16 protein-coding genes and 1 tRNA gene are annotated in these 19,673 nt (G+C 73.0%); 11 read left to right on the plus strand and 6 right to left on the minus strand.

The genetic code is table 11. The features are described 5' to 3' along the window. Positions 1 to 13: 13 nt before the first annotated feature. The 5 genes from ABIB53_RS04625 (at position 14) to ABIB53_RS04645 (ending at position 6,365) form a co-directional block, all read left to right on the plus strand. Positions 14 to 3,595, plus strand: a complete 3,582-nt coding sequence (locus ABIB53_RS04625) for a TM0106 family RecB-like putative nuclease (RefSeq protein ID WP_354587279.1) — start codon at positions 14 to 16, stop codon at positions 3,593 to 3,595. 104 nt (positions 3,596 to 3,699) lie between these two features. After that, the gene (locus ABIB53_RS04630; protein ID WP_191563904.1) at positions 3,700 to 4,089 is read left to right on the plus strand and encodes a DUF1304 domain-containing protein; all 390 of its coding nucleotides are present in this window, start codon (positions 3,700 to 3,702) and stop codon (positions 4,087 to 4,089) included. 92 nt (positions 4,090 to 4,181) lie between these two features. Next, the gene (locus tag ABIB53_RS04635) at positions 4,182 to 4,637 is read left to right on the plus strand and encodes a MerR family transcriptional regulator (RefSeq protein WP_354587280.1); all 456 of its coding nucleotides are present in this window, start codon (positions 4,182 to 4,184) and stop codon (positions 4,635 to 4,637) included. A gap of 47 nt (positions 4,638 to 4,684) precedes the next feature. Next, positions 4,685 to 5,725 carry an NAD(P)-dependent alcohol dehydrogenase gene (locus ABIB53_RS04640; RefSeq protein WP_354587281.1) on the plus strand — a complete coding sequence of 347 codons (1,041 nt, stop codon included), beginning with the start codon at positions 4,685 to 4,687 and terminating at the stop codon, positions 5,723 to 5,725. A 154-nt stretch (positions 5,726 to 5,879) separates the two neighbouring features. Beyond that, positions 5,880 to 6,365: a cupin domain-containing protein gene (locus tag ABIB53_RS04645; protein ID WP_354587282.1), complete on the plus strand. Its 486-nt coding sequence runs from the start codon at positions 5,880 to 5,882 to the stop codon at positions 6,363 to 6,365. A gap of 5 nt (positions 6,366 to 6,370) precedes the next feature. Here ABIB53_RS04645 and ABIB53_RS04650 read toward each other — a convergent pair whose 3' ends face one another. Beyond that, positions 6,371 to 7,948, minus strand: coding sequence for an FAD-dependent oxidoreductase (locus ABIB53_RS04650; RefSeq protein WP_354587283.1), 1,578 nt, complete (start codon positions 7,946 to 7,948; stop codon positions 6,371 to 6,373). A gap of 68 nt (positions 7,949 to 8,016) precedes the next feature. Here ABIB53_RS04650 and ABIB53_RS04655 point away from each other — a divergent pair, with 68 nt between their 5' ends. Then, complete coding sequence (locus tag ABIB53_RS04655) at positions 8,017 to 8,577, plus strand: helix-turn-helix domain-containing protein (RefSeq protein WP_354587284.1); 561 nt, start codon at positions 8,017 to 8,019, stop codon at positions 8,575 to 8,577. 72 nt (positions 8,578 to 8,649) lie between these two features. Here ABIB53_RS04655 and ABIB53_RS04660 read toward each other — a convergent pair. Further along, positions 8,650 to 8,725: transfer RNA gene (locus ABIB53_RS04660), tRNA-Ala, on the minus strand. 99 nt (positions 8,726 to 8,824) lie between these two features. On the opposite strand from ABIB53_RS04660, the gene ABIB53_RS04665 reads away from it, so the two are divergent. Further along, positions 8,825 to 10,147: an AI-2E family transporter gene (locus ABIB53_RS04665; protein WP_354587285.1), complete on the plus strand. Its 1,323-nt coding sequence runs from the start codon at positions 8,825 to 8,827 to the stop codon at positions 10,145 to 10,147. 102 nt (positions 10,148 to 10,249) lie between these two features. On the opposite strand, the gene ABIB53_RS04670 is transcribed toward ABIB53_RS04665, so the two are convergent. From ABIB53_RS04670 to ABIB53_RS04680, 3 genes are all read right to left on the minus strand, one after another. Continuing rightward, the gene (locus ABIB53_RS04670; protein WP_354587286.1) at positions 10,250 to 11,167 is read right to left on the minus strand and encodes a SepX/GlpR family protein; all 918 of its coding nucleotides are present in this window, start codon (positions 11,165 to 11,167) and stop codon (positions 10,250 to 10,252) included. A gap of 290 nt (positions 11,168 to 11,457) precedes the next feature. Beyond that, positions 11,458 to 12,117, minus strand: coding sequence for a GNAT family N-acetyltransferase (locus ABIB53_RS04675; protein ID WP_354587287.1), 660 nt, complete (start codon positions 12,115 to 12,117; stop codon positions 11,458 to 11,460). Then, positions 12,114 to 13,508, minus strand: a complete 1,395-nt coding sequence (locus ABIB53_RS04680) for a UTP--glucose-1-phosphate uridylyltransferase (RefSeq protein ID WP_201467701.1) — start codon at positions 13,506 to 13,508, stop codon at positions 12,114 to 12,116. Before ABIB53_RS04680 ends, ABIB53_RS04675 begins: the two co-directional genes overlap by 4 nt. Before the next feature lie 24 nt (positions 13,509 to 13,532). On the opposite strand from ABIB53_RS04680, the gene ABIB53_RS04685 reads away from it, so the two are divergent. Next, positions 13,533 to 14,141 carry a 5-formyltetrahydrofolate cyclo-ligase gene (locus ABIB53_RS04685; RefSeq protein WP_354587289.1) on the plus strand — a complete coding sequence of 203 codons (609 nt, stop codon included), beginning with the start codon at positions 13,533 to 13,535 and terminating at the stop codon, positions 14,139 to 14,141. Here the strand turns inward: ABIB53_RS04685 and ABIB53_RS04690 are convergent. Then, positions 14,116 to 16,776 carry a penicillin acylase family protein gene (locus ABIB53_RS04690; protein ID WP_354587290.1) on the minus strand — a complete coding sequence of 887 codons (2,661 nt, stop codon included), beginning with the start codon at positions 16,774 to 16,776 and terminating at the stop codon, positions 14,116 to 14,118. The genes ABIB53_RS04685 and ABIB53_RS04690 overlap by 26 nt on opposite strands. Before the next feature lie 38 nt (positions 16,777 to 16,814). Between ABIB53_RS04690 and ABIB53_RS04695 the strand changes: the two genes are divergently transcribed. The 3 genes from ABIB53_RS04695 (at position 16,815) to ABIB53_RS04705 (ending at position 19,577) form a co-directional block, all read left to right on the plus strand. Further along, positions 16,815 to 18,341 carry a potassium/proton antiporter gene (locus tag ABIB53_RS04695; protein ID WP_354587291.1) on the plus strand — a complete coding sequence of 509 codons (1,527 nt, stop codon included), beginning with the start codon at positions 16,815 to 16,817 and terminating at the stop codon, positions 18,339 to 18,341. Between the two features lie 209 nt (positions 18,342 to 18,550). Further along, a complete protein-coding gene (locus ABIB53_RS04700; protein ID WP_354587293.1) occupies positions 18,551 to 18,901 on the plus strand; it encodes an FmdB family zinc ribbon protein in 351 nt (116 codons plus the stop codon). 40 nt (positions 18,902 to 18,941) lie between these two features. Further along, positions 18,942 to 19,577 (plus strand): SAF domain-containing protein, encoded by a 636-nt coding sequence (locus ABIB53_RS04705; RefSeq protein WP_354587295.1) that lies wholly within the window; start codon positions 18,942 to 18,944, stop codon positions 19,575 to 19,577. Positions 19,578 to 19,673 lie beyond the last annotated feature (96 nt).

The raw sequence follows: 19,673 nt of genomic DNA on the forward strand, positions 1-19,673 counted from the left end.
GTAGCCTGGCGGCATGCTCCTCATCGACCGTGACGCCACCGGCACCGACGCCCCGCACGTCGTGCTCTCGGCCTCGGACCTGCGCGCCGCGACGGCCTGCGAGCACGCCCTGCTCGCCGAGCTCGACGTGCGCGCCGGCCGCTCCCCCGAGGTCTCCCACGAGGTCGACCCGATCATCGAGCGAGCGGCCGAGCTCGGCACCGCCCACGAGCAGCGCCACCTCGCCGCGCTGAGCCGGGCCCACCCCGGCGCGGTGCGGGGTGCGACCGCCCCCGAGCGCACCCCCGCCGGCTACGCCGCCGGGATGCAGCAGACCCTCCAGCTCATGGCCGACCCCGCCGTGCGCGTCATCCACCAGGCCTGCGTCTACGACGGCGACTTCCTCGGCTTCGCCGACTTCCTCGTCCGTGAGGACGACGGGTCCTGGGTCGTCGTCGACGCGAAGCTCGCCCGCAGCGAGTCCGTCACCGCCCTGCTCCAGACCGGCGCCTACGCCGAGGTCCTCGGCGCGGCCGTCGCCGCGCTCGACGGGGTGCGGCTGACCCCCTTCGTCCGGCTCGTCCTCGGCGACGACGAGGTGAGCGACACCCGGCTCGCCGACCTGCTCCCCGTCGTCCGTGCACGGCGCGAGCGACTCGCGGACGTCGTCGGCGCCCACCTGCGCGACGACGGCCCGGTGCGGTGGGGCGACGAGCGGTGGGAGGCCTGCCTGCGCTGCGAGCACTGCACCGCCGAGCTCGAGGCCCGCGACGACGTGCTCCTCGTCGCCGGGGTCCACGTCGAGCAGCACGGCCAGCTCCTCGCGGCCGGCGTGCGCACCGTCGCCGACCTCGCCGACCTGCCCGTGGGCACCGTCGTGCCGGGCATGCGACCCGACCGTCTCGACGCCCTGCGCGAGCAGGCGCGGCTGCAGCGGGCGGCGGCCGAAGGGGGCGACCTCCCCTTCGCGGTGCACCACCCGCAGGGCCTGGCCGCCCTGCGCCCGGAGAGCGCCGGCGATGTCTTCTTCGACTTCGAGGGCGACCCGATGTGGCACGTCCCCGGGTCGGGCGACTGGGGGCTCGAGTACCTCTTCGGGTGCCTGTGGGTCGAGGACGGGGTCGAGCGCTACCGCGGCTTCTGGGCCCACGACCGCGTCAGCGAGCGCCAGGCGCTGCTCGACTTCCTCGACTGGCTGCAGGAGCGTCGCCGGACCTGGCCGGAGCTCCACGTCTACCACTACGCCGACTACGAGCGGGCAGCCCTGCTGCGTCTGTCCGCCCGGCACGCCGTCGGCCAGGAGGTCGTCGACGGTCTGCTCGCCGACGGGGTGCTCGTCGACCTCTACCCGGTCGTGCGGGCCGCGGTGCGGGTCGGCTCCTCGTCCTACTCGATCAAGCGTCTCGAGCCGCTCTACATGGAGCGCGGCGAGGACCGCGACCGCGAGGGCGTGACCGGGGGTGCGGACTCGATCGTCGAGTACCACCGCTACACCCAGGCCGTGCGCGACGGCGACACCGCGCTCGCCGCGAGCCGGCTCGAGGACATCCGCCAGTACAACGAGTACGACTGCCTCTCGACCCTGCGGCTGCGCGACTGGCTGCTCCGGCAGGCGCGGGAGCACCGCGTCGAGCCCCAGCCCGGGCGTGCGAAGCCCGACCCGGACACCGCGGTCCAGCCCGTCAACCCGCTCGAGGTCGCGCTCCGCGAGCTCGCCGGCGACACCCCGCCCGAGCAGCGCACGCCGCAGCAGCAGGCCGTCGCCATGCTCTCGGCCGCCGTCCAGTACCACCGCCGCGAGGACAAGCCCTACTGGTGGGGCCACTTCGACCGGCTCGAGTCCCCGCCGGAGCAGTGGGCACGTGGGACCGACGTCGTCGTCGTCCGCGAGGCCGAGACGGTCACCGGCTGGGCCCAGGGCACGAGCGGCAACCCGCGGCGCACGGTCCGCGTGCTCGGCGAGGGCAGCGGCATGCGCGCCGGGGTCGGCAGCAAGGTCCTCGCCGTCTACGGGCCGGACCGTCCCGAGTGCCTCGCCAGGGAGGACCTGCCGCACGGGTGTCGCGACATGACGGTGCTCGCCCAGGACGAGCGGGTCGACCCCGAGACCGGCGAGGTGCTCCTCGAGCTCGTCCTCGTCGAGGTCCTGCCCAAGGACGCCGACCCCTACGACGACCTGCCGATCGGTCTCGGCCCGTCCGCGCCTCCCGGCACGGCCACCATCGCCGCGGCGATCGCCGAGGTGGGCCAGGGCGTGCTCGCCGCCGGCGGCGTCGGGACGGGCGCGGGTGACGACACGACGACGCCGACCCTCGGGCGCTCGGCCCTCGACCTGCTGCTGCGGCGCCCGCCGCGTCTGCGCGCCGGCTCGGCCCTGCCCGCCGGCGGCACCCCGATCACCGACATCCGCGACGCCCTGCTCGCGATGGACGACTCCTACCTCGCCGTCCAGGGGCCTCCCGGCACCGGCAAGACCTACGTCGGCAGCCGCGTCGTGCGCGACCTCGTGCTCGAGCACGGATGGCGCGTCGGGGTCGTCGCCCAGAGCCATGCCGCGGTCGAGCACCTGCTCGGCTGCGTCGTCGCCGCGGGGGTGCCCCGCGACCAGGTGGGCAAGGCTGCGCAGGGGGGCAGGGCCGCCCAGGGCGAGGAGCCGAGCCACACCGCGCTGCCCAAGGACGGGCACGCGGCCTTCGCCGCCGCTCACGCAGCCGCCGGGCGGGGCTACGTCATCGGCGGGACGACGTGGGACCTCACGAACATCAAGCGCGTCGAGCGCGGCCAGCTCGACCTCGTCGTCGTCGACGAGGCCGGGCAGTTCGCGCTCGCGCCGACCATCGCGTGCTCGGCAGCCGGTGCGCGGCTGCTGCTCCTCGGCGACCCGCAGCAGCTCGGTCAGGTCAGCCAGGGCTCGCACCCCGAGCCGGTCGACCGCTCCGCCCTGGGCTGGCTCCTCGGCGACCGCGCGACGATCCCCGCTGAGCACGGGTACTTCCTCGCGACGACCTGGCGGATGCATCCCGAGCTCACCGAGCACGTCTCGCGGCTCGCCTACGACGACCAGCTCGGCTCCCACGAGGCGGTGACGACGGCCCGCTCGCTCGAGGGCGTGGAGCCCGGTCTCCACGTCGTCGAGGTCGACCACCTCGCGCGCCGCACGAGCTCGCCCGAGGAGGCCGCGGCGGTCGTCGACCTCGTCCGCTCCCTCGCCGGGCGGGCCTGGACCGACGAGCACGGCACCCGTGCGCTCACCGCGCGCGACGTCATCGTCGTCACGCCCTACAACCACCAGGTGCGCACCCTGCGCGGCGCCCTCGAGACGGCCGGCATGGCCGAGGTCGAGGTCGGGACGGTCGACAAGTTCCAAGGCCAGGAGGCCCCGGTCGCGGTGCTGTCGATGGCGGCGTCGTCAGCGCACGACGTGAGCCGCGGCCTGCGCTTCGTGCTCGACCGGCACCGCCTCAACGTCGCGATCTCGCGCGGGCAGCACGCCGCGTACGTCGTGCTGTCGCCGCGCCTGATCGACGCCGCGCCGCGCACCCCCGGCGAGCTCCGCTCGCTCGGTGCCTTCATGGGTCTCGTGCAGGCCGGCAGCCGCCGAGCGCTCGCCGTCTGAGCGCAGGGCTCCGGCCGCCCGCGCGTCCGGGAGCGGTCCGCCGACGGTCGTGGGACGCTTCGAGCGGACCCGGGCCGGCCGGGCCGTCGACGAAGGGATGCCCCGTGCTCGCCATCGGACTCGTGCTCGCGGCGGTCGCCGCCCTCATCCACGTCTACATCTTCGTCCTCGAGTCCCTGCAGTGGACCGGTGAGGCAGCGCGACGCACCTTCGGCATCGAGAGCCCGCAGGTCGCCGAGATCACCAAGCCGCTGGCCTACAACCAGGGCTTCTACAACCTCTTCCTCGCCATCGAGATCGCTCTGGGCATCGTGCTCGTCGTCGCCGACCAGCGCGCCGTCGGCCTGACCCTCGTGCTCGTCGGCACCGGCTCGATGGTCGCCGCCGGTCTGGTGCTCATGCTCTCGGACCGCTCGAAGACCTCCGCCGCTCTCAAGCAGCTCCTGCCGCCCTTCCTCGCGATCCTGGCGATCGTCGTCGCCCAGCTCGCCTGACCCGTAGCCCGGAGGACGCCCTCTGAGCGACCCTGGACAGCCCCGTCGAGCGCTTTGACTTCAAGTACTCGAAGTTCTTAGCGTCGTCATTCGTGAGCACGACCGAGCGCGAGTACACGATCAAGGAGGCGGCGGCCCTCACCGGTCTGCCCGCCAGCACCTTGCGGTACTACGAGTCCATCGGCGTCATCGACCCCGTGCGCCGCGGCGAGAGCAGCGGTCATCGGGTCTACGACGACGCCGACCTCGACCAGCTCACCTGGGTCGCCTGCCTCGCGGCGACGGGTCTGTCCGTCGCGGACATGAAGACCTACGTCGCCAACGGGCGCCTCGGCCCCTCCGCAGCCGCGGAGCAGGCCGAGCTGCTCGCCGAGCAGCAGCAGCGTCTCGTCCGCGAGGCGGAGGCCATCGCCATTCGCCAGCGCTACGTCGCCCTCAAGGTCGACTACTGGCGTGCGGTCCAGGCGGGCGACGACGCCCGGGCCGCAGAGCTCTCGACCCGGGCCAGGGCTCTCGCCGACGACCTCAAGACCGTCGGCCGGTCCTGACCCCCTTCGTCACCCCCATCCCCACCCCGAGAACCGAGGACACACCCATGCAGGTCAACGCCTACGCCGCGCCCGCCGCCGGCGAGCCGCTCGTCCCCACGACCGTCGAGCGCCGTGAGGTCGGCGCGAACGACGTGCTCATCGACATCGAGTACGCCGGCATCTGCCACTCCGACATCCACACGGTCAACGGTGACTGGGGCCCGCAGGCCTTCCCGCTCGTGCCGGGCCACGAGATCGTCGGCATCGTCCGCGAGGTCGGCTCCGACGTGAGCACCCACGCAGTCGGCGACCGTGTCGGCGTCGGCTGCATGGTCAACTCCTGCGGCCGCTGCGAGAACTGCACCAACGGCGACGAGCAGTACTGCGTCGAGGGCAACGTCGCCACGTACGGGGCGACCGACCGCGACGGCACGATCACCCAGGGTGGCTACTCCACCCACGTCGTCGTCGACGCCGACTTCGTCCTGCGCGTGCCCGAGGGCCTCGACCCCGCCGCCGCTACCCCGCTGCTGTGCGCCGGCATCACCACCTACGCGCCGCTGCGCAAGTGGGGCGTCGGCCCCGGCTCGAAGGTCGCCGTCGTCGGCCTCGGCGGTCTCGGCCACATGGCCGTGAAGATCGCGCACGCCCTCGGCGCGCACGTCACCGTGCTCTCGCAGTCGCTGAAGAAGCAGGAGGACGGCCTGCGTCTCGGCGCCGACGAGTACTACGCGACCTCCGACAAGACGGCCTTCGAGGACCTCGCCGGCCGCTTCGACCTCATCATCAACACGGTGAGCGCGAAGATCGCCATCGACTCCTACCTCGGCCTGCTCGCCGTCGACGGCACGATGGTCAACGTCGGCGCCCCGCCGGAGCCTCTCGAGGTCAACGTCTTCTCGCTCATCGGCGGCCGTCGCTCCTTCGCCGGCTCGATGATCGGCGGCATCGCCCTGACCCAGGAGATGCTCGACTTCTGCGCCGAGCACAACATCGGCTCCGAGATCGAGGTCATCGAGGCCGCGAAGGTCAACGAGGCCTACGAGCGCGTCCTCGCCTCGGACGTGCGCTACCGCTTCGTCATCGACGCGAAGACCCTCGCCTGACCCAGGCCCCCGAGCGCCCCGTCCGACACCTGTCGGGCGGGGCGCTGGTCTGCGTCGGGGACGAAGGGGTGTCCCTCCCCACCGCCACCGGCTCCCCTTGTGCAGGCGTGACGTCAGCGGTAGACATCGACATCCCGACAGAGAGGTCGAGCCGATGTCGCTCCCGCGCCCCTACCCGCCGCCCACCTACGAGGCAGCCGAGGGCGAGGCGAGCGCGTGGCTGCGACGCTCGAGCACCCCGCCGGAGATCAGCTACGGCAACGGCGGGACGTGCGAGTACCTCGCCACCGGCGACCAGACAGATCACCGCTTCGGGCTCTACCGGTGGACCTTCGGCGAGAAGGAGTCCGGGCCCGACCCGCACTTCCACCGCTCGATCTCCGAGCAGTTCTACGTGCTCTCGGGCGAGGTGCGCCTCTACGACGGGCGGGCATGGGTGACCGCCCGGCCGGGTGACTTCCTCTACGTGCCCGAAGGGGGCATCCACGGCTTCCGTGGGGTGGGGCCGGCCTCGATGCTCCTCATGTTCGCGCCCGGCGGCCCGCGCGAGGACTACTTCGAGACCCTCGCGCGGGGCGAGCCGATGAGCGATCAGGAGCGCGCCGACTTCATGGACCGGCACGACACCTTCTGGGTCTGAGCGGGTCAGCCCACCCGGCGGGCGCGCAGCACCGCGTCGGTCACGGCGATCTCCTCGCCGGTCTCGGGGTGCGCCTGGGTGCGCGGTCGCGCCGCGCACACCTCGACCTCGAAGCCCTCGGGCAGCGCGGGCGCCAGCTCCTCGGCGGTGAACATGAAGGTCGCGTGCCCGTGGCGCAGACCGGTGCTGAGGTCGCCGGGGTGGTGGCCGACGACGAGCAGGGTGCCGCCGGGGGCGACGGCCGAGGCCAGCCGACGGACGACATCGGGCATGCCGCCGTCGGGCAGGTGGAAGAAGTGCGAGGTGACGAGGTCCCACGTCTCGCCGTCCGGCTCGAAGGTGCGCACGTCGACGCGACGGGTCTCGACGCGGTCGCCGACCCCGACCTGGGCGGCGTGCTCAGAGGTGCGGGCGAGCGCGGCGTCGGCGAAGTCGACGGCCGTCACCTGCCAGCCCTGCTCGGCGAGCCAGATGGCATCTCCCCCTTCGCCGCAGCCGATCTCGAGCGCGCGACCGGGCGCGAGCGACGGCGCCTCCGCGGCGAGCTGGGCGTTGACCCGGCCGCTCCACACGCGGTCGCCCGAGTAGCGCTCCTCCCACGCATCCCGCTCGAAGAAGCCCTCCCGGCGCTGCGCCGCGGCCCGGGTCGCGTCCGCCGTGGCGAGCTCGGCGTTGATCCAGGCTCCGACGCGGACGCCGTGGGCGGCGGAGGCGACGAGGATCATCGCGATGTCGGTGGCGTTGCCCGCGGCGAAGACGCCGGGGACGCTCGTCGCGCCGGTGGGCTCGACGGCGATGACCGAGCCGAGCTCGGTCCCGTGCATCTCGAAGGGGGTCGCCTCGATGCCGAGAGGGCGCAGGTAGTCGGTGCGCACGTGGGGCCTGCTGGCGACGACGACCGCGTCGCACTCGAGGAGCGTGCCGTCGGCGAGGCGAAGGCCGACGAGGCGGTCACCCTCGGAGACGATCTCCTGAGGGGTGCCGTGGAGGACCCGCACCCCGATCGCGCCGACGCGCTCGAGCTCCTCGTCGGGGATCTCGACGCCGTCGTGCACGACGACGACCACGTCGTCGCTCAGCTGGCGGAAGAGCAGTGCCTGGTGGCCGGCCATGGGCGAGGTCGCGAGCACGGCGATCCGCCGGTCGCGGACCTCCCAGCCGTGGCAGTACGGGCAGTGCAGGACGTCGACGCCCCAGCGCTGCGCGAGCCCGGGCACGTCGGGCAGCTCGTCGACGACGCCGCCGGTGACGAGGACACGGCGGGCCATGACCCGACGGCCGCCCGCGGTCGTCACGAGGAAGGCGTCGACCTCGCCGGAGACGGCGACGACGCGGTCGGAGAGGATCTCGACCCCGTACTGGGCGACCTCGGCACGGCCGATCTCGAGCAGCTCGAAGGGGGAGACCCCCTCGCGTCCGAGGTAGTTGTGGGCGTGGGCGGCGGGGGCGTTGCGGGGCTCGCCGGCGTCGATCACGAGGACCGAGCGCTTCGAGCGGCCGAGCGCCATCGCGCCGCTGAGGCCGGCGGCACCGCCGCCGATGACGACGACGTCGTAGGTCTGGGGGGTGGGGTTCTCGTCCATGTCGACGATGGTGCGACCCCTCTCGCACTTTTGACAAACATTCTTGCCGTCCTGGCAAACTAGTCCGCATGACCGACGACGACGTGCTCCGCGGGGTCGGCCCCCGCCTGCGCCAGCTGCGCCTCGAGCGCGAGGCGACCCTCACCGATCTCGCCGAGGAGACCGGCGTCTCGGTGAGCACGCTGTCGAGGCTGGAGTCAGGTCAGCGCAAGCCCACCCTCGAGCTGCTGCTGCCCCTGGCCCGCGCCCACCGGGTCGCCCTCGACGAGCTCGTCGACGCCCCCGAGACCGGCGACCCGCGCATCCGCTCCAAGCCGGTCGTCCGGCACGGCCGGACCTTCATCTCGCTGACCCGGCGGCCGGGCGGGCTGCAGTCCTTCAAGATGGTCATGCCCGTCGAGACCGACCCGGCCCCGACGCTGCAGACCCACGAGGGCTACGAGTGGCTCTACGTCCTCAACGGCCGGATCCGCCTGCTGCTCGGCACGCGAGACCTGATGCTCGAGCCGGGCGAGGTGGTGGAGTTCGACACCCGCACCCCGCACTGGATCGGCAACCCCGGGCCTGCGCCCGCCGAGGTGCTCGCGATCTTCGGACCCCAGGGCGAGCGGATGCACGTCCGGTCGTAGGGCTGCCCGTCCGCCAAGTCAGCGCCCCGGAGACGACGAAGACCCCGGCCGATCCCGGCCGGGGTCTCACGCTGGTGGAGCTGAGGGGATTCGAACCCCTGACCTTCTCATTGCGAACGAGACGCGCTACCAACTGCGCCACAGCCCCAGGTGCAGCGGCAACGATAACCCAGCGTCCGGGCCCGGTCCAAACGGCTAGGCTCCGTCGGTCAGGGCGCTCGCGCCTCCCCCTTCGGCAAGGACGTCCATGCCCACGGACCACGAGCCGGATCCCGCCCAGACGGACGAGACCGACGCCACCCGCTCGCTGCGCGACCGCATCACCGAGGCCGTCGTCACGGCCCGTGAGCGCCAGGCCGGACCTCCCCCGCGACCGCTCGTCGTCGAGGTCCCCGCAGACGCGACGGCCGAGGCCGACCGCAGCCACGTGCCTCCGCTCGTGCGTGCCGCGAGCGAGTGGACGTGGCGTCTGCTGCTCATCGCCGCCGGCATCGCCGCGCTGATCTACCTCGTCGGCTTCCTCTCCGAGGTGACCTACCCGATCATCGTCGCGATCCTCCTCGCGGCGCTGCTCGAGCCGCTCTTCCGCCGGCTCGCCTCCTTCATGCCGCGCGGGCTCGCCGCGATCATCACCGTCCTCGGCACGCTGGCCGTGATCGTCGGGCTCTTCAGCTTCGTCGTCAACCAGTTCGCCGCCCAGCTGCCGGACCTCGTCGGGCAGGTCGGCCAGGGTGTCGACCAGATCCGCACGTGGGTCCTCACGACCTTCAACCTCAGCAACAACGAGCTCACCGGTTACCTCGACCGGGCCCGCGAGAGCCTCGGTCAGAGCGAGATCGGGACGCGGGCCGCGCAGGCCGGCCTCACCGTCGGGCACCTGCTGGCCGGCGCGGCGATCACGATGTTCGCCCTCTTCTTCTTCCTCTACGACGGCCCGCAGATCTGGGGCTGGGTCGTGCGCCTCTTCCCCCGCACCGTGCGCGCGAAGGCCATCTCCGGCGGCCGCATCGCATGGGGCCAGCTGCAGGCCTTCACCCGGGCGACGATCCTCGTCGCGGCCGTCGACGCGCTCGGCATCGGCCTCGGCGCGCTGGTGCTCGGCGTCCCCTTCGCCTCCGGCATCGGGCTGCTCGTCTTCCTCGGCGCCTTCATCCCCGTCATCGGGGCGCTGCTCTCCGGCTTCATCGCCGTCGTCCTCGCGCTCGTCGCGAAGGGCCCCGTCGTCGCGCTCATCATGCTCGGCGTGGTCGTCGTCGTGCAGCAGGTCGAGGCGCACCTGCTCCAGCCGCTGCTCCTCGGCCGCGCGGTCCGCGTGCACCCGCTCGCCGTCATCCTCGGCATCGCCGCCGGTGTCGTCGTCGGCGGCATCTTCGGCGCGCTCGTCGCCGTGCCGCTCATCGCGGTGCTCAACGCCGTCGGGCACCACCTGCTCGACCCGGAGCCGCCTGGCGTCGACGAGCCGGAGGACCTCATCACGCCCGCGGAGCAGGCGGAGGTCGAGGAGGACGTCGACGAGAGCGAGGAGATGGCCCGCATCGAGCCCGGTGATCGCGGCCCCTACGACACGTGAGGGATGCCCCCTTCGCCCCCGCAGGTGGGGACGAAGGGTGGAGACAGACGAGTGGCCGCTACGCGAGGTGCGTAGCGGCCACTCGTGCGTGACGGCGGGGGGTCAGCTGCCGACGGCTCGCTGCGGGGCGACGACGTCGTCGTCGATCGCGTCGAGGACCTGCGGGGTGTCCTCGGCCGGGGCGTCCTCGACGACCGGACGGGCGCCCGCACGGGCCTTCATCGTGTAGGTCGGGCGCGGGACCGGCACCGGCTCCCACGTGCCCTCGCGGTCGTCGACGACCGCTGCGGGCGCCTCGACATCGGCGGGCTCGGCGGGAGCGGCCTCGACCGGCGCGGAGACGTCGAAGGGGGCGTCCGTCGCGACGGTCTGCGGCACGGCGGCCTCGGCGACGGCCCGCTCGGGCTCGTCGACGACGACCTCGGTCGTGGTCTCGGCGTGCACGGGAGCGCGGCGGGGGGCCGGGCGACGCACGGGGGCGGCGGCCTCACGGGAGCGGCGACGGGCGAGGTGCTCCTCGCGGCGACGCGCCTCGGCGGCCTTGACGTCCTGGCGCAGCCACCCGAAGGAGCCGAGCAGGCCGACGAGCAGCAGACCGGTGACGAGCCACGGCAGCGAGCCGAAGGCGGAGAAGAGGAAGGCGATCGGCAGCAGGACGAGGTGCCCGAGGAAGGCCAGACCGCGGACCTGACGGGGGGCGTCGACGACGGCGGAGACGACCGCGAGACGGCCTGACCCCTCGTCCTCGAGCTCGGGCTCGGGCACGGGGGCCTCCGGGACGGTGACGGTGCGCTTGACGACGACCTCGGGTCGCGCCGCGCGGGCGGGCGAGACCGCGTAGGAGCGCGCGGGCTCCTCGGTCTGGCTCAGCCGGTGCGAGTCGAGGACACGCATGGCGGCGGAGAACCGGTCGACGGAACGGACGGTCGCGAGGTGATCACGGCGGCGCACCCAGTACTGCACGAGATACGCAGCCCAGATCGCGACGACGACCACGAAGATGAGGCTGCTCGACTGCACGATCCGAACACTATGGAGGGCAAGGGCGCTCGTCGGTCAGGCCATCCGGTGTGTCGCGGATGTTGCCTGCTGTGAATCGTGGTGCGTGTGTGGTTTCGAGGCTCGCTGGCGCTCGCACCTCAACCACCGAAGGACTTCATGGCTGGTCGAGGTGCGACGAAGGAGCCTCGAGACCACCTCGACCAGCGATGGAGCCTTTGCTGGTCGAGGTGCGACGAAGGAGCCTCGAGACCACCAGCGAGGGGCGGTTTCGAGGCTCGCGGGCGCTTGCACCTCAACCAGCAAGCGCCTCAGCGGGCGGGGACGCGGCGGGCGCCGACGCGGCCGAGGAGGCCGGCGGGCTCGAGCTCCTCGGACGTGATGGCGAAGCTGCGGTGGTCGCGCCAGTCGCCGTCGATGTGCAGGTAGCGCCGGCGCAGGCCCTCGTCGCGCAGCCCGAGCTTGCGCACGACGGCGAGCGAGGCGGAGTTCTCCGGGCGGATGTTGATCTCGACGCGGTGCAGGCCGACGTCGCGCAGCACGTGGTCACCGGCGAGCGCGACCGCGGCCGGCATGAGCCCGCGCCCGGCGACGTCGTGGATGACCCAGTAGCCCATCGTGCAGGAGCGGAAAGAGCCCAGGACGATCGAGCTGACGTTGAGCTGGCCGACGATCTGACGGTCCACCTCGAGCACGAAGGGCAGGGCGGTCCCCCGTCGCGCGTCCGCCTCGAGCCGGCCGAGGTACTCGCGGAAGGCGACGCGCGGGGGCGAGGGCAGCGGCGAGGTCGCGTCCCACGGGCCGAGCCACGTCGCGTTGGCCGCGCGGGCGCCGAGGAACTCGCCCTCGTCACCGGGGCGAAGGGGGCGCAGCAGCACCCGCTCGCCCGCGGCGGTCTGCGCGGCGAGCCGCACCGGCCAGCGCACCGGCTCGGCGGGGCGGCGGCGCAGCCGGCTGACCAGCCGCGTCACGTCAGCTCGTGCCGACCCTGCAGGTGGGTGCCGTCGGGCACCTCGGCCGCGCCGTCGGCGACGACCTCGACGTCGCCCTCGCAGGTGACGTCGGACCCGAAGGTCACCTCGCCGTGCACGGCGAAGGAGGAGCAGCCCGCGAGCGAGGGCGAGCCGTGCGGCAGCAGCCGGTCGAAGTCGGCGATGTACTTGTAGTGGTCGTCGAGGTCGATCGCCGGGTCGGGCTGGTCGCTGAGACCGCGCACGAGCATGTCGTCGTCGAGCTCGAAGAGGTCGCTGCGCAGCAGGAGCAGCTCGTTCGTCGTCTTGACAGGCCGGAATCGGCTGCGCGGCACGCGGATCGCCTGGCTGCCCTCGAAGCGCTCGATCGCCGTGCCCATCGCCGACTCGACCTGGATGACCTTCGTCGAGGTCTTGTCGGTGGGGTCGACGGTCTTGCGGTTGATGACGATCGGCAGGCCGAGGACGCCGTCGCTGGCCTCCATCCGCTCGGCGAGCGCGTCGACGCTCACCCAGAGGTTGTTCGTGTGGAACCACTGGTGGCGACGGTTGTCCTGGAAGTAGTGGTCCTCGCCGTCGGCGACCATCGCGGTGTCGCGCAGGATGAGCCGCCCGTCCTCCTTGCGGATCGCGAGGTGGCCGCCCTTGCGGTCGTTCGCCGTGCGGGTCGTCACCTCGGCGGCGTAGGGGACGTCCTCGCGCAGCAGCCACGCGGCGATGTCGGGGTCGCAGCTCGCGCCGAGGTTGTCGGCGTTGGAGAGGAAGACGTACTTGATCCCCTGCTCCTGCATCTGGGCGAGGATCCCCGACGCGGCGAGCGCGACGTAGACGTCGCCGTGGCCGGGCGGGCACCACTCGAGGGAGGGGTCGGCCGGCCACTCCACCGGGGCGAGGTCGTCGGCGCGCAGCTTCGGCTCGCGGCTCTGGATGAAGTCGAGGGGCAGCGGCTGCTCGCGCAGCTGCGGGTACTGCTCGAGCAGCTCGAGGGACTGCTCGTGGGTGCGGAAGGAGTTCATGAGCAGCAGCGGCGGGCGCACCCCGTAGCGCTCGCCGAGGGCGATGATCTGCCGGGCGATGATGTCGAGGAAGGTCAGGCCCTCGAGCGCCACGAGCGCGGTCTTGGGCCCGGACATGCCCATGCTCGTGCCGAGCCCGCCGTTGAGCTTGACGACGGCCACGCGCTGCAGCGCCTCGCGTCGCTCGTCGTCGCTGACGTCGAGGTCGGCGAGCTCGGGCAGGTCGCCCATCGGCTCGATCGTGTCCTCGGGGATGACGCCCTGCGCGCCCTCGGCGAGCTGGTGCCAGTACGCCTCGAAGACCGCGATCGCCCGCCGGTCGACCCCCTGGTCACGCATCTTCTCCAGCGACAGCTCCAGCGCCTCAGGGGTCATGGCGCCCACCCTACGATGAGGCAGGTGACGCAGGAGGGTCCCGGGCAGAGCCCGTCCACGGTTGCCGCGAAGCGCGAGCTGAGGGCCGCTCTGCGCGCCCGCCGCCGGGCCGTCGTCGCCGCCCGGGACCTCGCCGAGGACGCCTCGGCGCTCGCCCGCCACGTCCTCGACCTGGCCGAGGACATCGCCTCCCAGCAGAGTGCCGACGGCGAAGGGGGACCCCTCGCCCTGTCGTACGAGTCCCTGCCTCACGAGCCGCCCACCGGTGAGCTCAACCGCGCGCTCGTCGCCGCGGGCTGGCGGGTGCTCGTGCCCCTCACGCTGCCCGACCTCGACCTCGACTGGTGCGACGTCACCGACCCCGAGCGCACCCCGCTCGGCCTGGTCGCACCGTCGCACGCCGACCTCGCCCTCGTCCCGGGGCTGGCGGCCGACCCCTTCGGCACCCGGCTCGGCCAGGGCGGGGGCAGCTACGACCGGGCGCTCGCCCGGCTCTCGCCGCAGGCCCCGGTCGTCCTGCTCCTCCACCCTGGTGAGCGCACCGACGAGCCCCTGCCCGCCGAGCCCCACGACCGGCCGGTGAGCGCGGTACTCACCGCCGAGGGGGTCACTCCTTCTTCGGCTCGAGGGTGAGCTCGTCGTCCTTCGCGTCCTGGACGGCCGACTCGCTGAAGCCCCACGGGTAGGTCTCGCCGCGCGCCCACGCCTCGGCCTGGTCGGTGTAGTGGTCGCTGAAGGGGCGACCGCTCTGCCCGGTCTGGTTGACCCAGCGCGACGCGTCGAGGTCACCGAGGTCGACGACCATCCGCATCGACGGCGCGGCGGTGACCTCGTACCCCTTCGACGCGTCCCACGACGTCGCGTTGACGATCGAGCTGCCGCCGGCGACCTCGTAGCCGCCGCGGTTGAAGAGCGCGCGGACCGGCCCGGGCACGCCCTCGCCGCCGAGCACCTGGTGCTCGAAGTCGGCGGTGTGCAGCTGGCCCCACTGCCAGTCGACCGGCTCCTTGCCGAGCCGCTTCGTCAGCTCGAGGCGCGCGTCGACCATCGCCTGGCGCAGGATCTCGTCACGCCCCTCGACGAGGCCCGGGGTGAGCTTGTTGTCCCACCAGCCCGAGCGCGGCGTGTCGAGCAGGGCCGTCACGGACTGCATCTGGGTCGAGCCGCCGCTGGCCTGCAGGTCGGTCGGCAGGTCGTCGTTGAAGGTGAGGCGCACGACGTTGGACCACACGGCGTTGAAGTACGCGGCCGCCGCGCTGTCCTCGCCCGGCCCCGCCGGCTGGGTGTAGTCCCACTCGGCGAGCAGGTCGCGGGCCTCGGTGACGAAGGGGTCGTCGAGCGTGATCCGCATGAGGTGCGGCACGAGCGTCGGGGCGAACTCGTTGCGGCTGTCGTCCTGGATGCGCAGCATCTTCTCGGGCGTCACCTCCTCCTCGCTCGTCAGCAGGTCGAGGATGCGCTGGGCCCGGTAGCCGTAGTCCCAGTCAGAGGTGAGGTAGGGCGTGCGGCGCTCGGTGACCATCTGGTTGGCCGTGACGACGACGCCGTCGTCGGGGTTGAGCACCCACGGCAGGTCCTCGAAGTCGACGAAGCCCTGCCAGTCGTAGCGGCTGTCCCACCCGGGCGCCGGCAGCTCGCCGGGGGTGATGCCCGTGCCGCGGTCGCGGCGGATCGGGATCGCGCCGGGCGCCTGGTAGCCGATGTTGCCCTCGGTGTCCGCGTAGACGAGGTTTTGGCTCGGCACGGAGAAGTCACGGGCCGCCTCGCGGAACTCGTCCCAGTCCTTCGCCGTGTTGAGCGCGAAGATCGCGTCGGCCGTCGTGCTCGGGGTGAGCGCGGTCCACGCGAGCGAGACGGCCTGGTCGCCCGTGCCGCCCCCGTCGTCGCCCCGCTCGCCGGCCTCGGCGACGCCGGGCAGGACGTCGGACATGATCGGGCCGTGCGTCGTCGAGCGCACGGTGAGCTCGACGTCGTCGCCGCCGGCGACCTTGATGACCTCGCGGCGCGTGGTGAGCGGGACCTGCTTGCCGTCGCGGGTGTAGCGGCCGGAGTCGTCGTCGACGAGCTCGAGGTAGAAGTCGGTGACATCGGGTCCGAGGTTGGTGAAGCCCCACGCGATGTCGGCGTTGTGCCCGATGACGACACCGGGCAGACCGGCGAAGGAGTAACCGCTCACCTCGAGCGGGCACTGGGCGGTGACCTCGCGGCAGTGCAGCCCGACCTGGTACCAGATGCCCGGCATCGAGATGCCGAGGTGCGGGTCGTTGGCGAGCAGCGGCTTGCCCGTCGAGGAGCGCTCGCCGCTGACGACCCAGGAGTTCGAGCCGATCCCCTCGCCCTGGCCGAGCAGCTGGGGCACGGTGTCGACGGCCTGCTGGGTCGACGCGAGGACCCGACGGGTCTCGTCGTCGGAGAGCTCGGGCTCCGGCGTCGAGGAGCCGGCGGGCTCCCCCTTCGGCGAGGGGGTGGACGACGGACCGGACGAAGGGGTGGCCGCGGGGGCGACGCTCTGGGCGCCGCCGGCGGAGGTCGCGCCGCCGCTGCGGCTCGTCGCCGGCCACTCGTCGGGCGAGAGGATCGGCTGGTGGCTCTCGGAGTCGTAGGGCGGGAAGAGGTCAGCGAGCATCGACTCGGAGACGACGCCGGACAGGCGGGCCCGGGTGAGCTCCTCGTCGTAGTTGCCGCGCAGGTCCCAGGCCATCGCCTTGAGCCACGCGAGGGAGTCGACGGCCGACCACTGCTCGACGCGGTAGTCGGGGTTCTGCTGGCCGAGCACGGTGTACTCGAGCGCCATGTCGCCCGGCTCGCCCTGGTCGGAGATCCACGCGTTGACGCCCTCGGCGTACTCCTGCAGCGCCTGGCGGGTGCTCGGCTCGAGCATCGGCAGCTCGGCCTCGGCGACGCGGCGCCAGCCCATCGTGCGGATGACCCGGTCGGTCTCGACGCCGGGCTCGCCGACCATCTCGGCGAGGCGACCGGCGGTGATGTGCCGACGCAGGTCCATCTCGAAGAAGCGGTCCTGCGCATGGACGTAGCCCTGCGCCCGCATGAGGTCGCCGAGCGTGTCGGCGTAGATGTCGGGCACGCCGCGGTCGTCGCGGACCACGGTGACCGGCGCGCTGAGCCCGCTGATCTGCAGGGTGCCGGAGGTCTTCGGCTGGGTCCGGCTCACCTGCATCCAGGCGAGGACGGAGAGCGCGAGGACGACGACGAGGACGACGGCCGCTGCGATGAGCAGGCCGCGCCGGAGGGAGGCGAGCGATGGCACCCTGCGAGACTAACGACCGGACGAGGCGGAGGTGAGCGGTGCTGGCGAGCGCAGGTGGGACGGGCTGGGACCCTCAGGACCTCGCACGTGTGCTCCTCGTCGCCTCCGGCGTCCTCGTCGTGTGCATCGCCGCCGTGCGGGCCACCGCCCGGTCGGGACTGCCGACCCTGCTCATCTACCTCGCCATCGGGCTCGTCCTCGGCGAAGGGGTCATCGGCATCGACTTCGAGTCCGACGCGGTCGGGCAGGTGCTCGGCTACGCCGCGCTCGTGCTCATCCTCACCGAGGGCGGGCTGACGACGAGGTGGTCGGCGATCCGCAGATCCGTCGCCCCGGCGGCCGCGCTGTCGACGGTCGGGGTCGTCGTGTCGGTGCTCGTCACCGCCGTCTGCGCGCACTGGCTGCTCGGGCTCGACTGGCACATCGCGATGCTCATCGCGGCGGTCGTCAGCTCGACCGACGCCGCCGCCGTCTTCTCCGTGCTGCGGCGCGTCCCGCTGCCCCGGCGGCTGTCGGGGATGCTCGAGGCCGAGTCGGGCTTCAACGACGCGCCGGTCGTCATCCTCGTCGTCGCGCTGTCGGCGCGCGCCGCCGACCCGGCGCACGCCGAGCCGTGGTGGCTGCTCGGGCTCACCGCGACGCTCGAGCTCGTCGGCGGCGGGATCGTCGGGATCGTCGTCGGCTACCTCGGCGGGCAGCTCGTGCGGCGGACCGCCTCGGTGACGTCGGGGCTCTTCTCCATCGGGGTCATCGCCGTGTCGGTGCTCGCGTACTCGGTCGCCGTGAGCGCGCACACCTCTGGCTTCATCGCCTGCTACCTCGCCTCGCTCGTCATGGGCAACATGACGATGCCGCACCGGGCGGCGATGCTCGGCTTCGCCGAGTCGGTGGGCTGGCTCGCGCAGATCGGGCTCTTCGTCATGCTCGGCTTGCTCGCCTCGCCGAGCACGCTGCTCGAGCAGGTGCCCGCGGCGCTGCTCCTGGGCTTCGCACTGCTCCTCGTCGCCCGCCCGCTGTCGGTGATCGTGTCGCTCACCCCCTTCGGCGTCCCCTGGCGCGACCAGGCCTTCTTGTCGTGGGCCGGGCTTCGCGGGGCCGTCCCCGTCGTGCTCGCCACCGTGCCGGTGACGATCGGGGCGCGCGGTGTCGACTGGGTCTTCGACCTCGTCTTCGTGCTCGTCGTGCTCTTCACGCTCATCCAGGCACCGACCCTGCCGTGGGTGGCCCGCCGGCTGGGGGTGACCGAGGTGGCGCTCGCGACGGACGTCATGGTCGAGTCCGAGCCGCTGGAGAGGCTGGGCGCCGACCTCGTCGAGGTGAGCGTCGGCGAGGGCTCGCGGATGCACGGCGTCCGGGTCTTCGAGCTGCGGCTGCCGAAGGGGGCGAACGTCTCCCTCGTCGTCCGCGACGGCGAGTCCTTCGTGCCCGGGTCGCAGACCCTCGTGCGCGCCGGCGACCAGCTGCTCGTCGTGTGCGGCCGAGGCCTGCGCCGCGACGTCGAGCGCCGCCTGCGCGCCGTGAGCCGCGACGGCCGCCTCGCCGGCTGGCACCGCCCCTCCCCCTGACCCGCTCCTCCCATCCAGCCCCCGCACCCCGCCCGCCCCACCCCGCCCCCGCACCCCCAGCACGCCGAGCACCGCTCGTCGTCCGTGAGGCCCGCTCCTCGCGGGCCGGCGACGACCGGGTCTCGCGGACCACGAGCGGGCTTCGGCGAGGGGGGGCCGTGGTGGACGTGGTAAGGGGCACCCCTTCGCACTTCTTATACTTGGGACTCGTGCCTACCTATGCCTACGCGTGCGCCGACTGCGGCCACGCCTTCGACGCGGTCCAGTCCTTCAGCGACGACGCCCTGACGCAGTGCCCCGAGTGCGGTGGCACCCTGCGCAAGAAGTTCGGCTCGGTCGGCGTCGTCTTCAAGGGCGGCGGCTTCTACCGCAACGACTCCCGCGCGGCCAACGGCTCGAGCTCGGGGTCGTCGAGCTCCTCCAGCGCGACGTCGAGCAGCACGAGCAGCGAGTCCACGAGCAGCAGCTCGGACTCGTCGAGCACGTCGTCGACCTCCTCCTCGAGCGCGTCGTCCACAAGCACCTCGAGCACGAGCACCTCCTCCACACCCTCGGCCTGACGCCTGGGCGGCACCGGCGACGCTGCCTAGCGTCACCGGCATGGCCGACCTCCTCGCGACCCAGCTGCCCTCGCTCTTCGGACCGGGCCGCCGCCCCGCGTGGCGACGACGGGTCGCGCGTCGCCTCGTCGCGGCCGCCGCCCTCTGCCTAGCGCTCACGCTGGCTCTCGGTCAGCAGGCACCCGAGCCCACCCGCGCCGTCCTCGTCGCGAGCGCCCACGTCCCGCCCGGCACCGAGGTGCTCGCCGAGGCCGTGGCCGTCGTCGACCTGCCGCGGTCCGCAGCCCCCGACGGTGCGCTGACCAGACCCGACGAGGCCGTGGGCCGGATGGCCACCGTCGCCATCGGCCCCGGCGAGGTCATCACCCCCGCCCGGATCCTCGGCCGGGACCCCGCGTCCGCAGGACGCGGCCGCCGGCTCGTCACCCTCCCCCTCCTCGGTGCGGCGCGATCGCTGACCGTCGGTGACCGGGTGGACGTCTACCGGCCCGGCCGCCGCGAGCCCGTGGCGACCGGTGCCACCGTGGTCGCCATCCCGTCGACGACGGACGACCTCGCCGCCGTCCCCGAGCCCACCGCCGTCGTGTCGCTCCCCGTCGCCGCCGCCGGTGACGTCGTCGACGCGCTCGGCGCAGACGCCGCGACGGGCTTCGTCCTCACGACCCGAGGGGGGTGATCTGGGAGCGCGCCACGCCGAGGGGGTGCTGATGTTGCAGGTGGGGCCGGGGAACTTCCATCCTTGGTCCGAAGGTGCGCTCCCGCACCGTCACCC

Origin of the sequence: Janibacter sp. UYMM211 (assembly GCF_040547045.1) — a bacterium.
Taxonomy (GTDB): domain Bacteria; phylum Actinomycetota; class Actinomycetes; order Actinomycetales; family Dermatophilaceae; genus Marihabitans; species Marihabitans melonis.